Annotated in this window: 14 protein-coding genes; 1 reads left to right on the top strand and 13 read right to left on the bottom strand. The window is 61.4% G+C overall.

Translation table 11 applies throughout. From position 1 onward, the window contains the following. Position 1: 1 nt before the first annotated feature. From R8L07_19905 to R8L07_19925, 5 genes are all read right to left on the bottom strand, one after another. Complete coding sequence (locus tag R8L07_19905) at positions 2-1363, bottom strand: glutamine synthetase family protein (protein ID MDW3207805.1); 1362 nt, start codon at positions 1361-1363, stop codon at positions 2-4. Between the two features lie 83 nt (positions 1364-1446). Further along, on the bottom strand, positions 1447-2481 hold the full coding sequence (locus R8L07_19910; GenBank protein MDW3207806.1) for a TRAP transporter substrate-binding protein: 1035 nt from the start codon (positions 2479-2481) through the stop codon (positions 1447-1449). A 79-nt stretch (positions 2482-2560) separates the two neighbouring features. Further along, positions 2561-3883 carry a TRAP transporter large permease subunit gene (locus R8L07_19915; protein MDW3207807.1) on the bottom strand — a complete coding sequence of 441 codons (1323 nt, stop codon included), beginning with the start codon at positions 3881-3883 and terminating at the stop codon, positions 2561-2563. Beyond that, positions 3883-4485: a TRAP transporter small permease subunit gene (locus R8L07_19920; protein ID MDW3207808.1), complete on the bottom strand. Its 603-nt coding sequence runs from the start codon at positions 4483-4485 to the stop codon at positions 3883-3885. The genes R8L07_19915 and R8L07_19920 overlap by 1 nt, the downstream gene beginning before the upstream one ends. A gap of 8 nt (positions 4486-4493) precedes the next feature. Continuing rightward, positions 4494-5303: an N-formylglutamate amidohydrolase gene (locus tag R8L07_19925; GenBank protein ID MDW3207809.1), complete on the bottom strand. Its 810-nt coding sequence runs from the start codon at positions 5301-5303 to the stop codon at positions 4494-4496. A 194-nt stretch (positions 5304-5497) separates the two neighbouring features. On the opposite strand from R8L07_19925, the gene R8L07_19930 reads away from it, so the two are divergent. Beyond that, positions 5498-6382: a MurR/RpiR family transcriptional regulator gene (locus tag R8L07_19930; protein ID MDW3207810.1), complete on the top strand. Its 885-nt coding sequence runs from the start codon at positions 5498-5500 to the stop codon at positions 6380-6382. Positions 6383-6388: 6 nt separating this feature from the next. Here R8L07_19930 and R8L07_19935 read toward each other — a convergent pair whose 3' ends face one another. The 8 genes from R8L07_19935 to R8L07_19970 all read right to left on the bottom strand — a co-directional run bounded on the left by R8L07_19935 (position 6389) and on the right by R8L07_19970 (position 13401). Beyond that, positions 6389-7552, bottom strand: coding sequence for a LysM peptidoglycan-binding domain-containing M23 family metallopeptidase (locus R8L07_19935; GenBank protein ID MDW3207811.1), 1164 nt, complete (start codon positions 7550-7552; stop codon positions 6389-6391). Next, positions 7545-8189: a protein-L-isoaspartate(D-aspartate) O-methyltransferase gene (locus tag R8L07_19940; GenBank protein ID MDW3207812.1), complete on the bottom strand. Its 645-nt coding sequence runs from the start codon at positions 8187-8189 to the stop codon at positions 7545-7547. Before R8L07_19940 ends, R8L07_19935 begins: the two co-directional genes overlap by 8 nt. 47 nt (positions 8190-8236) lie before the next feature. Further along, entirely contained in the window at positions 8237-9025 is a 789-nt protein-coding gene (locus R8L07_19945; GenBank protein ID MDW3207813.1) for a 5'/3'-nucleotidase SurE, read from the bottom strand. Continuing rightward, complete coding sequence (gene serS / locus R8L07_19950) at positions 9025-10302, bottom strand: serine--tRNA ligase (protein ID MDW3207814.1); 1278 nt, start codon at positions 10300-10302, stop codon at positions 9025-9027. Before serS ends, R8L07_19945 begins: the two co-directional genes overlap by 1 nt. Positions 10303-10459: 157 nt before the next feature. Beyond that, complete coding sequence (gene tatC / locus R8L07_19955; GenBank protein ID MDW3207815.1) at positions 10460-11299, bottom strand: twin-arginine translocase subunit TatC; 840 nt, start codon at positions 11297-11299, stop codon at positions 10460-10462. Positions 11300-11310: 11 nt separating this feature from the next. Further along, the gene (gene tatB / locus R8L07_19960) at positions 11311-11922 is read right to left on the bottom strand and encodes a Sec-independent protein translocase protein TatB (GenBank protein ID MDW3207816.1); all 612 of its coding nucleotides are present in this window, start codon (positions 11920-11922) and stop codon (positions 11311-11313) included. A gap of 86 nt (positions 11923-12008) precedes the next feature. Further along, on the bottom strand, positions 12009-12251 hold the full coding sequence (locus tag R8L07_19965; protein MDW3207817.1) for a twin-arginine translocase TatA/TatE family subunit: 243 nt from the start codon (positions 12249-12251) through the stop codon (positions 12009-12011). A 73-nt stretch (positions 12252-12324) separates the two neighbouring features. Further along, positions 12325-13401: an ABC transporter ATP-binding protein gene (locus R8L07_19970; protein ID MDW3207818.1), complete on the bottom strand. Its 1077-nt coding sequence runs from the start codon at positions 13399-13401 to the stop codon at positions 12325-12327. Between the last annotated feature and the right edge of the window lie 43 nt (positions 13402-13444).

The following is a 13444-nucleotide window of genomic DNA, read 5'->3' on the forward strand; positions in this document are numbered from 1 at the left end:
CCTAGGCCCGTTCAAATCCGCGGGCGATTTCGTAATCCGTCACCACGCTTTCGAATTCCTCGATCTCCCACTCCGCCGCGCGGCCGTAATGGTCGATCACATCATCTCCGAATGCCTCACGCAGCATCTTCGAACCCAGCAATGCGTCGCGTGCCTTGATCAGGCTGGTCGGAATCTGTGCGCCCTTCCCCGCATAGGCATCGCCGCTCAGCGGCGGGTCCAGCGGCAGCTTGTCCTCGATCCCCTTGATGCCGGCCGCGATCTGCGCCGCCATGGCAAGGTAGGGATTCATATCGGATCCGCCGATGCGGCATTCGACACGAACGCCTTTCGTCCCCTCACCACAGAGCCGGAAACCGGCGGTGCGGTTGTCGACCGACCAGATCACGCGCGTCGGCGCGAAAGATCCCTTCTGGAACCGTTTGTAGCTGTTGATATAGGGCGCGAGGAAATAGGTCATATCGGGCGCATACGCAATAAGGCCCGCCAGATAATTCTTCATCAGCGCGGACATGCCGTGCTTGTCGTCGGCATCAAAGAAAACCGGCTTCCCGTCCTGCCACAGGGACTGGTGGATATGTGAGGACGACCCGACCCGCTGGTGATGCCATTTGGAAAGGAAGCTGGCCGAATGTCCATTCTGCCAGGCGATTTCCTTGGTCGCATGTTTCGCAATGGTGTGGAAGTCGGCGGCGTCGAGCGCCGGGCCGTACTTGATGTTCAGTTCCTCCTGACCTGCTTCCGCCTCCCCCTTCGTGTTCTCGATGGGCAGGCCGGCGGCATAGAGGTGATTACGCAGCGGGCGCATCACATGCTCTTCCTTGCTGGTCTGGAAAATATGGTAATCCTCGTTGTAGTCGCTGATCGGCTCGAGCGTGCGATAGCCGTCCTGACGGAGCTCCGCATAGGTCTTCTTGAACAGGAAGAATTCCAGTTCAGTCGCCATCATCGGCGTGAATCCCATCGCCTCAAGCCGGGCGATCTGCTTCTTCAGGATCTGTCGTGGCGCGTGCGGCACCGGCTCATGCGTGTGGTGATCCAGCACGTCGCACAGTACCATTACCGTGCCTTCCAGCCACGGCACGGGGCGCAACGTGGCCAAGTCCGGCTTCATGATGTAGTCGCCGTAGCCCCGTTCCCAGCTCGTCGAGGCATAGCCGTCCGGGGTGGCCATTTCGAGATCGGTCGCCAGGAGATAGTTGCAGCAATGCGTTTCTTCCCAGGCACTGTTTACGAAATGCGCCGCGTGGAAACGTTTGCCCATGAGGCGGCCCTGCATGTCGATGATGCAGGTCAGGACGGTGTCGATCTTGCCATCCGCTACCTGCGCCTTCAGCGCCTCGAAACTCAAAACCTCCGGCATTTGGTAAACTCCGATCCGGGTTTAGACAGGTTGATTTTGAGGGAGGGGCTTCGGCACGCCGAAACGCGCCGAAGCCGTTGCCCTTAACTGTAACGGTACGGCCGACCCGCCTTCTGCATGTCGGCATTGTACTTTTTGAAGATCTCGACGACCTTCGCCTTGGTTTCCGACTCCGCGGCGATTTCGTCCCAGAATTTCTGGGCGGCCTGCTCGACCTGATCCCATTCCGCGTCGGGGATGGACGTCAGCTGCATCTTCGTGCCGTGGACGCGCAGGCTGGCTTCGCCACCCCAGTACCACCACTGACGATAGTAGTGCGACTGGTCGCAGCACACGCGGAACAGGGTCTGCATGTCTTCCGGCAGTTCGTTCCACCGGTCCATGTTGGCGAAGAAAGATCCCGCCCAGGCACCGGAAATGTTGTTCGTCAGGAAGTAGTTCGTCACATCCGCCCAGCCGACGGTGTAGTCTTCGGTGATGCCCGACCAGGCAATCCCGTCCAACTCACCGGTCTGAACGGCGACTTCGATGTCTTCCCACGGCAGGGTCACCGGCACAACACCGAACTGCGCCAGGAAACGACCGGCCGTCGGGAAGGTGAAGACGCGCTTGCCCTTCAGGTCTTCCAGCGAACGGATCGGATCCTTCGTCGCGAAATGGCACGGATCCCAGGACCCGGCGGAGATGTGCTTGACCCCGACCTTGGAATACTCAGCGTCCCAGATTTCGTTCAGGCCATACTGGTTGAACAGCACCGGCACATCCAGGGAATAGCGCGACGCGAACGGGAAATAGCCGCCGAAAACCGTGACTTCCGTCGGAGAGGCCATGCTGTCGTCGTCGGACTGAACCGCGTCGATCGTGCCGCGCTGCATCGCCCGGAACAGCTCTCCCGTCGGGACCAGCTGGTCAGCGAAGAACAGCTCGATCTGCATCTTGTCGCCAGCGATCTTGTTGAACATGTCGATGGCGGGCTTCACCACGTGCTCGGCAAGCGCCGGGCCGGCATAGGTCTGCATGCGCCACTTGATCGTCGACTGCGCGATCGCCGGGGTGGCCAAAGCCGCCGCCGGGGCCGCAACCGCCGCACCTTTCAGAAAATTACGTCTTGTTGTCATATCCTAGCCTCCTTGCTCAGACAGTTGTTGGAACTCTCACGGCCTCTTGAACGAGGCACTGTTATTGGTTTGACCACCCTCAATTCGCGTAGACGGTTTCCGGCAGCCACAATGCGATCTGCGGGAACGTCATCACAATGGCCAGGGCCGCGACCATGACCAGAACGAAGGGACCGATGGAACGATAGATGTCGCGCAGACCGATCTCCGGCGGCGCCATCGCCCGCATCAGGAACAGGTTGTAGCCGAAGGGCGGCGTCATGTAGGCGATCTGTGTGGTGATCGTATAGAGCACGCCATACCAGATCAGATCGAACCCCAGGGCTCCGACCAGCGGAACATACAGGGGCGCCACGATGACCAGCATCGCCGTGTCGTCCAGAAAGGTCCCCATCAGGATGAAGCTGAGCTGCATCAGGATCAGGATCATCCACGGGTTCAGCCCCAGTTGCTCCGTGAACAGGCTTTCGATCGCCTTCACTGCGCCCAGACCGTCGAAGATCGCCCCGAAACCCAAGGCAGCCAGGATGATCCACATGAACATGCAGGATATGCCCAGCGTGTTGCGAACGCTCTTTTCGAACACCTCGCGGGTCATCCGACGTTTCAGGATCGCGGCCAGCAGCGCCGTCAGCGCCCCGATGGCGGAGCTTTCAACCAGAGACGTCCAACCGTTGACGAAGGGCACCATCATCGCGGCAAAGATCGCGATGGGCAGCAGCCCGGCGCGCAGCAGACGAAGCTTCTCCGCCATGGGGATGTCGCGTTCCTCCTTGTCGAGAGGCGGCCCCAGTTCCGGCTGCATCCGGCACCGGACATAGATGTACAGGATGAACATCGACGCCATCATCAGGCCGGGGATGACCCCCGCGAGCCAGAGCTGTCCGACCGGCTGCCGCGCGATCATCGCATAGAGCACGAGCACCACCGAGGGCGGCACGAGAATGCCCAGAGACGATCCCGCCTGAATCACGCCCGTAACCATGATCTTGTCATAGCCGCGGCGCAGCAGTTCCGGCAGGGCGATGGTCGCGCCGATGGCCATGCCGGCGACCGACAAGCCGTTCATGGCGGAAATCAGCACCATCAACCCAATGGTCCCGATGGCAAGTCCGCCGCGAACCGGCCCCATCCAGACGTGAAACATCTTGTAGAGGTCGTCCGCGATGCGGCTTTCCGACAGCACGTAGCCCATGAAAATGAACATCGGCAAGGTCAGCAGCGGATACCATTTCATCAGTTTCATCGCCGCCGCGAAGGGAATGTCGACGCCGCCGACTCCCCAAAGCAACACGCCGGACAGCGACGCCACGAAACCGATTGCGCCGAACACGCGCTGCCCCGTCATGAGCATCAGCATCATGGACGAGAACATCAGGATCGCGATCCACTCGTAGGACATCAGGTGTCTTCCTTACCGCTGATGAGGTGATCGATATCGCGGATCAATTCCGCCAGGACCTGCAGCAGCATCAGAAAGACGCCGGCGATCAGAACCAGCTTCACCGGCCACAGGAAAGGCCGCCAGGCGGTGGAACTGCGCTCCAGATAGCCCAGCAATTCGCCGGCCGCGTCCGGACCGCCCGTCAGGAACGCCGTCAATAAATCCCAGTAGAAGGCATAGGGCTCCGTTCCGAAGTAACCCAGGGAATAGGCCATGGAGACCATCGCGCCCTGAAACAGAATGCCGAGATAGAACAGGAGGCACAGGACGGAGACGGAATCGACCATCGCCTTCGTTCGCACCGACCAGCTTCCATAGAACAGGTCCATCCGGACATTGGAGCCAAGCTGAATCGAGTACGGCCCACCCAGAATGAAATAGGCGACCATCAGAAACTGGGCGACCTCCAGCGTCCAGAGCGACGGCTGGAAGAAGCTCTTCGAGATCGACGAATACAGCAGCACGCCCATCATGGCGAAGATGCCGTACATGGTCATGCGGCCGATCCCCTTGTTCATCAGGTCGACCATTCGAACGAAGCTCATCAGCGCACGCGGCATTGCGCCCCCTACCCCGCTTTTTCCATGACGCCACCCTCGGCAAGCAGCCCGGACGCCCGTTTTGCCAGTCGGCCCAGCACGGCAGCGATACGATCACGCCCCGCCGCGTCAGCCAGCAACTCGTTACGAATCTCGATCATCACATTCGGCAGCCCGCGCGGGACCGCGTGCAGCGCCAGAGTATGCGTTACTCCATCGGCCGGTCCATACGGTTCGTTCCGGCGAAAGCGCAGAGACTGTGCGCCTTCATCCTCCGACGCGGCCTGAAGCAGGGCATCGGCAAAACGCGAATCGCTGTCATGCAGGATGCCGATATCCATCTCACGGCGCTGCCCGAGATAGACCGGCGTAAAGGAATGGATCGTCATCAAAATCGGCAACCGACCAAGCGCCAGGGCTCCATCCAGCACATCGGCCACCCGATCCCGGAACGGCCCATAGACCGAACGTGTGCGCTCGAGACGAGCCGATCGATCCAATCCGGCATTCCCGGGCACATCGGTCGATTCGCTGCGCGCCGGCATGGCGGATGGCTCACTCGGCGGCCGGTTGCAGTCATAGATCAGACGCGAAACGCAGGCTGCCACGAGGGGCGAATCCAGGTCCCGCGACAGGGTTTTCGCAACCGCGCGCGCGCCCGGATCCCAGGCAATATGGCTCGACAGATCCTCTTCCCGAAGGCCAAGGCGCGACAGGGATTCCGGAATATGGTTGGAGGCATGTTCGCACACGAGCACGAATGCCCCCTCACCCTCGGGATTCAGCGTTTCCGCAACTTCGGCAGGACTCAATTTCAATGTCGAGACCGGACCGGACATTGTCCGCATGCTCCCCCTGAACACCCGCTTCACGGCCTGTCATGACCGTTTCTTGAAACCATTTTTTCAGAGTTTGAGCCGCAGTCAATTCCTTTTCTGAAAATTTCTTTACAGAGTTGCGAAGTTTGATGGATAGTTTCCAAAAGGGAGCGGGACACAGCCCGACGAAGTACGGGTAAACCGGGTAGAAAACCATGTCGACATCTGCGCGCGGGGCACAGAACGGGACGGTAGCGGAGCGCATTCACGCGCGCTTCCACGACCTTACCCGCGCCGAACGACAACTGGCGAATGCGCTGCTGGAGAACTATCCGGTTCTGGGCCTCAGTTCCATCGCCGCCGTGGCGGAGGCCTCCGGCGTGTCCATGCCGACTGTCGCCCGCATGGCAAAAAAGCTCGGTTTTGAGGGGTTTCCGGAGCTAAAGGAGAAGCTGCGTTCGGAGTTGGAAGAAACGATCACCAATCCGATCGCCAAGCATGATCGCTGGGCGGACAGCGCCCCGGACACACACATCCTGAACCGCTTCGCCGAAGCCGTTCAGGAGAACATGCATCAGACCCTGCGGCAGATCTCACTGGAAAGCTTCAACCAGACCGTCGAACTGCTGTCGAGCACGGACCGGGAGCTTTACGTCGTCGGCGGGCGCCTGACCCGCGCCCTGGCGGACTACTTCTTCACCCATATGCAGGTCATCCGCGGCGGCCTGACCCTTATCAAGTCGAACTCAAACACTTGGCCGCACTATGTCCTGAACATGAAGCCGGGCGATATCCTGGTGATCTTCGACATCCGCCGTTATGAATACGACCTTCTGCGTCTGGCGGAAATGGCGCGCTCCCAGGGCGCGAGCGTGATCGTCTTTACCGATCAATGGCGGTCCCCCGTCGCCAAGCATGCCGCCCACAGTTTCCATTGCCGGATCGAGGCACCCTCCGCCTGGGATTCCAACGTGGCGATCATGTTCGTGGTCGAGGCGATCATCGCGGCGGTACAGGATGTCCGCTGGGATGAAACCCGGGACCGGATGAAGGCTCTGGAAGACCTGTTCGACCAGACGAAACTGTTCAAGAAATTCTGACAGGATTCAGCTGGTCAGCAGCAATCTGCGCGGATCGATCGCATCCCGGCCGCGGCGGATCTGGAAATGAACCTGCGGGGTTTCCACCGTACCACTGGACCCGACCCGGGCAATGGCCTGCCCGCGCTGAATGACCTGTCCACGGCTGACCAGCAGCGTATCGGCGTGGGCATAGGCGGTCACATACCCGTCGGAATGCTTGATCAATACGATGTTGCCAAAGCCCTGCAGTCCATCCCCCGCATAGGCGACAACCCCCGTTTCGGCGGCACGAATGGGACTGCCCCGGGGCGCGGCGATGTTGATGCCATCATTATGCAGCCCACGGCCCTTGGGCCCGTAGCCGGAAACGACATTGCCACGGACCGGCCACAGGAACCCGTCGCCGGTCATGGGGGGCGGCCGCGGTATCGGGCCAACAAGACGCGGCGGCTCATAGGGCTTCGCCGGCGGATAGATCACGTCACGCGGCCCGAACGTTGCTTCCGGCGGCCTGGCATCGGGCGGAGGATTCGGCTTCGGGGTCACTTCCTGTTCAGGATTTGGGCGTTCTACGGGCGTGGAAGACGATGTGGCTGCCGGCGGCTCAGCCTCCGACCGTGGCATGACGATCGAGGGTTCGGATCCACCTGCCGTACCCGGGATCGGGTCGGGACGGACCGGCGGTGTTGCAGGATCGGTCGACACGTAGGTCGCGCGGGGCACCGTCGAGGACGGAATGCTGAGCCGCTGACCGACCGTTATCGTATAGGGTCGCGAAATCTGATTGACCCGAACCAGCTCGTTCATCGCCACGCCATACTGTCGGGAGATGCCGTAGACGGTTTCCCCCGCCCGCACGGTGTGGGCGCGCGCGGCCGGAATGCGAAGCTTCTGCCCAACAAAAAGCTCGTAGGGTGGCGCCAGTGAGTTTTCGACGATCAGGGCCCGAAGTGGAACACCGTAGCCGCGTGAAATGGCATAAAGCGTTTCGCCCCGCCGCACGGTATGCAACTCCCCCTGGGTCGGTGCGACCGGGCCGCTGCTGGAGCCACCGATCGTACGCGCACTGCCCTGGCCGCCGCTTTTCACGCTGGAACTGTCGAAGACGCGGACCTGTGGTCCCGATCCGCCACCCGCGCAGGCACTCAGCAGCGCCAATGCCAGTACGAAAATCGTGAGCCTAGTCACGATCGGCCTCCACCCCCGGCAATAGCGGAACGAAACGCACGCCGCCCATTTCCTCCAGGTCCAGTCCGTCTTCCGTCTTCGTGCCGCATAACAGGGTCTGCGTCATCTCCTGATCGCCGACCGGCACGACAATGCGTCCGCCGATCGCCAGTTGGTCGACCAGAACCGGCGGGATGTCCATGGCGGCGGCGGTCACGATGATTCGGTCGAACGGTGCCTGTTCCGCCCAACCGGCCGCGCCGTCTCCATACTTGGTGACGATATTGTGCAAATCGAGATGCCGGAACAGCAATTCGGCCTCGCGCAGCAGCGGTTTGTGACGTTCGACCGTGTAGACGCGGCGACAGAGCCGGCTGAGGATCGCTGCCTGATACCCGGACCCCGTGCCGACCTCCAGCACCTTGCAGCGCCGATTAAGGCTCAGCGCCTCCGTCATCATGGCAACGATCAGGGGCTGACTGATGGTCTGGCCGCGGCCGATCGGCAATGCGGAATCGTCATAGGCATGGCGGCGGAAGGTCTCGGGTATGAATAGCTCACGGGGGGTCTGTTCCAGTGCGGACAGCACCGCCTGGTCCATGACTCCGTTCCGACGCAGGGTCAGAATCAGCCGAGCCCGCTCGGACTGTAGATCCATCGCGATCACGGTCACGCCCCGTGTTTGGGTCCTACAACGCCCCCGGTTTAGTGCGCTTCGGCTGCCCGGCGCAAGAGGGCGTGGTCGGTTCTGTCGAGCGTCAGAGGGGTCACGCCGATCCGGCCGGCGGTGATCGCCCCCAGATCCGTACCATCCAGGTCGCCGGGCGCCCCGCCCTCATGATGCAGGATATAGCGGTTTTCACGACCAGGAACGGAACGATAGACCATCGTGTCCCCCGACGTCCCCTGCCGCACGAAGACCGGTTCCGGATCGGCGATCGAAACCGGGAAATTTACGCCGAAAGCCCCGCCCTGGCGAACGCCATGCCGACACAGTTTCTCCAGGACTCCCGGAAGATGAGCCGCGACGTTCCGCCACGTATCGTCCGTCACCGGCTGGCCCGGCGGATGATCGGCGCTGAGCGCGATCGCCGGGACGCCGTTCAACGCCGCCGTGATCGCCACGCCGACCGTCCCGGAATAGACGAGGTCGCCACCGATATTGAGGCCGTGGTTGATCCCGGACAAGACAAGGTCCGGCGGCGATTCCGCCATGGTGATGCGCAAGGCCGCCAGCAGGCTGTCCGCCGGCCGTCCGGTGACGGCGAAACGCCGATTGCCCCGGGGTTGGATTTCGATCTCACGGCGCAGAGAGACCATGGCCGAGGCGCCGCTGTGACCTTCCGCCGGGGCACTGACCCAAAGCTCGCCGACAAGCGGCCGAACGGCTTCCTCCAGCACCTGAAGGCCCCGTGCCTCGATCCCGTCATCGTTGCTGATCAGGACTCGTGCCGTGGCGAGATCGAGGGGTTTCGGTTCCGAGCTTCCGGACATCAGGAAGCGGCTTCGATCCGTTCCAGACCGCCCATATAGCCACGCAGGGCTTCCGGTACCGTCACGGAACCGTCCGCATTCTGATAGTTTTCCAGAACCGCGATCAGGGTGCGGCCAACCGCCAGGCCAGAGCCGTTCAGCGTATGGACAAAGCGCGTTCCCTTCTCTCCGGCCGTGCGGAACCGTGCCTTCATGCGGCGGGCCTGAAACTCTCCGCAGTTCGAACAGCTCGAGATTTCACGATAGCGACCCTGGCCCGGCAACCAGACCTCGATGTCGTAAGTCTTGCGCGCACCGAAGCCCATGTCGCCGGTGCACAGGACAACCGTTCGGAATGGCAGGTCGAGTGCCTTCAGAATGCCTTCCGCACAGCCGGTCATGCGCTCCAGCTCCGCCTCGGACTCGTCCGGATGCGTCACCGACACCATCTCCACCTTCGTGAACTGGTGCTGGCGGATCATGCCCCGGGTGTCCTTGCCGGCGGCCCCGGCCTCGGACCGGAAACAGGGCGTCCAGGCCGTCAGCCGCATCGGCAGCTTTGCCTCGTCCCAGATCGTCTCGGCGGCCGTATTGGTCAGCGGCACCTCAGCGGTCGGAATCAGCCAGAACCCTTCTTCGGTCCGGAACAGATCTTCCGAAAACTTCGGCAACTGTCCGGTTCCGAACATCGCATTGTCACGCACCAGGAAGGGCGGGATGGTCTCGGTATAGCCGTTCTGGGTCGTGTGGGTGTCCAGCATGAAGCTGGCCAAGGCCCGCTCAAGCCGGGCCAACGCCCCCTTCAGGATCACGAAACGGGCACCGGACATGGTCGCGGCGGTTTCGAAATCCATCAGGCCGAGCCCCTCGCCGATGTCGAAATGCTCGCGCGCCTCGAAGTCGAAGCTTCGCGGCTCGCCGACACGACGAACCTCGACATTGTCGTCTTCATCCGCACCGACGGGAACATCCGCCAAGGGAATGTTCGGTAGGCTGGCCAGCAGACCATCCAGCTTTTCGGCCAGATCGCGCTCTTCCTGTTCTGCCTTGGCAAGGCCGTCCTTCAGGGCCTGAACCTCGGCAATCAGATCGTCGGCATCTTCGCCCTTCGCCTTTCGCTGACCGACTTCCTTCGAGGCCGCGTTGCGACGGCTCTGGATTTCCTGCATGCGCGTCTGGGCTGCACGTCGCGCCTCATCCAATGCCAGGATTTCGGAGGAGGACGGCGCAGCTCCACGGCTCTGCAGAGCCGCGTCAAAGGTTTCCGGATTCTCGCGGATATACCTCAGATCGTGCATGTCACACCTCTCATGGCATTGGTTGATAGGAAATGTCCGGGAAGTCGGACGCGCGGGTTATAGGACGCACCGCAACATCCCGTCCAGCACCTAACGGTCCGGACGCCGAATTTGCCGCGTCTTATGTCGCTTTTCGGTGTCCTGCGAGGGGACCTCGTCAGGACTTCTCTTCCTTGGTGTCGTCGTCGTCCTCATCCTCGTCATCGAGGCCGAGCAGACGGTCGCGCTCCCGACGCTGCTTCTCAATGAAGACAGCACACCAGATCGAGATTTCGTAGAGAAGGATGATCGGCACCGCGAGTCCGATCTGACTCAGCGGGTCCGGCGGGGTCAGGATCGCCGCCGCAACAAAGGCAATCAGGATCGCATAGCGCCGTTTTTCCCGCAGTCCCTGCGCCGAGGTCATTCCGACCCGCACCAGGAGGGTCAGCAGCACCGGCAGTTCAAAACAGAGACCGAACGCAAAGATCAGGGTCATCACGAAGGACAGATATTCGCTGACCTTCGCTTCCATTTCGACCCGGACACCATCCGCCGCCCCCTGTTCAAACCCGAGGAAGAAGCTGAGCGCGACCGGCATCACCAGGTAATAGACAAACGCAGCGCCGATCGTGAAAAGGAAGGGCGTCGCCACCAGGAACGGCAGGAACGCTCCTTTTTCGTGACGATACAGGCCAGGCGCCACAAACATCCAGATATGCCAGGCGATGAACGGAAAGGTGAAGCAGAAGGAGGTAAAAAACGCGACCTTGATCTGCGTAAAGAACCATTCATGCGGCGCCGTGAAGATCATGCGCCGTCCGGCAAGGTCTTCACCCCATGCGCTGACCAGCGGGTCCGCCAGGAAGGTATAGACCGGCTCAGCGAAGGCGAAGGCGATGAAAAATCCGACGATCAGGGCGCCTACCGAATACAGCAGCCGGGACCGGAGTTCCTTCAGATGTTCGAGCAACGGCGCCTTCGAGGCTTCCAGTTCGCTCTCATCCACCTCGCTCATACTCGAATTCCTTAACTAGAGGCAGACGACGCCGGCTTGGCGGCCGACTTTACAGCGGTCGACTTCTTGGCGGCGGCCTTTTTGGAAGCTGCTTTCTTCGCCCCGGCTTTCCTGGCCGCCGACTTTTTCGGAGCCGCCTTCTTGGCCGCAGCGGGCTTGGCAGAGGGGGATTTCGCTTCCGGCTTCTTTGCATCGGTCGCGGCGGTCTTTGCCGGAGCCGCTTCCGTTGCCTTTTCGTCCGAGGTCTTCACATCCGGTTTCGGTGTGGTCGTGCTGGGCGAAGGGGCCGGGTCGCTGCGACCCGCCTTGTTGACCTCACCGCGTGCGGCGTTCACTTCCGTTTTCATGTCCCGGACGGATTTCTCAACCTCACCGGTCGGGTCGATTTCCTTCACCCAGCTGGAAGAGCCGTTTTTGACGCCCTCGACCTGCTTCTTTATGTCCTGGAGGTCGGCCTCTTTGGCCATCTCGTCCATCGCGCTGTGAAACTCACCCGCGAGGGATCGTGCCTTGCGCATGAAGCCGGTAATCGTCCGGAAAACGCGCGGAAGTTCCTTCGGACCGACCACAAGGACGGTCACGACAGCCACGACGAGGAATTCCTGCCAGCCGAAGTCGAGCATGGCCCACCGTTCAAACCGGGTTACAGGGAACGGACCGCGCTTCCCGCCGCGTTCAGCGGCGGAATTCGGCCCGTGTACCGATCAGGTCAGCCGTTGGCGGCCTTGTCCTTCGACTTCTCGGAAGCACCGGCTTCCGTGTCCGTCGCGATCCGTTTGGTCTCGGCGTCGGTTTCGGCGGAATTCGAAGCTTCTTCCTTCATATTCTTCTTAAAGGATTTCAGGCCTTTGCCGAAGTCGCCCATGAGCGCGGAGATCTTGCCGCGACCACCGAACAGGACAAGCACGACCGCCAGAACAATCAGCCAATGCCAGATGGAAAAACTGCCCATAATTTACCCCTCGTTAAGCCCGTTTGGTCCCGACCCCGCTATTCCGGATGGCCGGCCAACTATCGTTCCCTCGCTATGTAGCGCCTTCCACCGGAAAAACAAAGACCTGACTGCGATCGACCGTGACGGATAGAAGGTCGCCTTCCCGGGGAAGATAGCAGCCGGGCATTCTCGAGTGCAGATGCTGTTCCTTCCCGGTCGTCTGGCAGGTGCACAGATGGATCAGGCTGGACCGGCCGAGCATGCGCGACGCAAGGACCTTCACCTGTACCCGGTCCTCCGCATGCGGGGCACCGAGACTCAAGGCCTCCGGACGAATGACAATCTGTGCCTCCCGCCCCTCATCCACGTCCCGGGTCTCGAAGCGACCGAGCGGCGTGTCGATGCCCCCGTTCCGAACCGTGCCCTTCATCTTGTTCACATCGCCGAAGAACTCGGCCACAAACCCGTTCGCCGGTCTCAGATACAGCGTATCCGGGGCGCCTTCCTGCTCAACCCGGCCGTCTCGCATCACAATGATCCGGTCGGCCATGTGCATGGCCTCCTCGGCATCGTGGGTCACCATCAGGACCGCGGATCCAGACTGTTTCAGAATATGCAGCGTCCGGTCGCGAACCGATTCCCTGAGCCGGGCATCCAGGCCGGAAAATGGCTCATCCATCAGAATGATACGCGGCTCGGGCGCCAGGGCACGGGCGAGCGCCACGCGCTGCTGCTGTCCACCGGACAATTCGTGCGGATAGGAGTCTGCATAGCTGCCCAAACCAACCTGGTCGAGAACGGCCGCGACGCGGCTGCGTGTATCCGCCCCTTTTGACAGGCCGAATGCAACATTGCCGGCGATGGTCATGTGCGGAAACAGGGCATAATCCTGAAATACCAGCCCCAGATTTCGCCGTTCCGGGGGGACGATGTGCCCGGGACGGGAAACGACCTTTCCATCGAGCGCCACCGACCCGGACCGTATGGGCTCCAGACCGGCCGCAATGCGAAGTGCCGTGGTCTTGCCACAGCCGGACGGCCCCAGCAGACAGACAACCTCTCCGGCGCCGACTACAAGGTTCAGGCCGCGCACGGCCGGCGTGTCACCATAGGCATGGTGAACGTCTTCCAGGCTCAATACAGGATGGTCGGGGCTCAACTGGCTCATATGGTCAATCTATTGAGCATGATTTTCATAATCAACAGACCAT

It is taken from the genome of Alphaproteobacteria bacterium (genome assembly GCA_033344895.1).
Taxonomy (GTDB): Bacteria; Pseudomonadota; Alphaproteobacteria; order UBA8366; family Aestuariispiraceae; genus Pacificispira.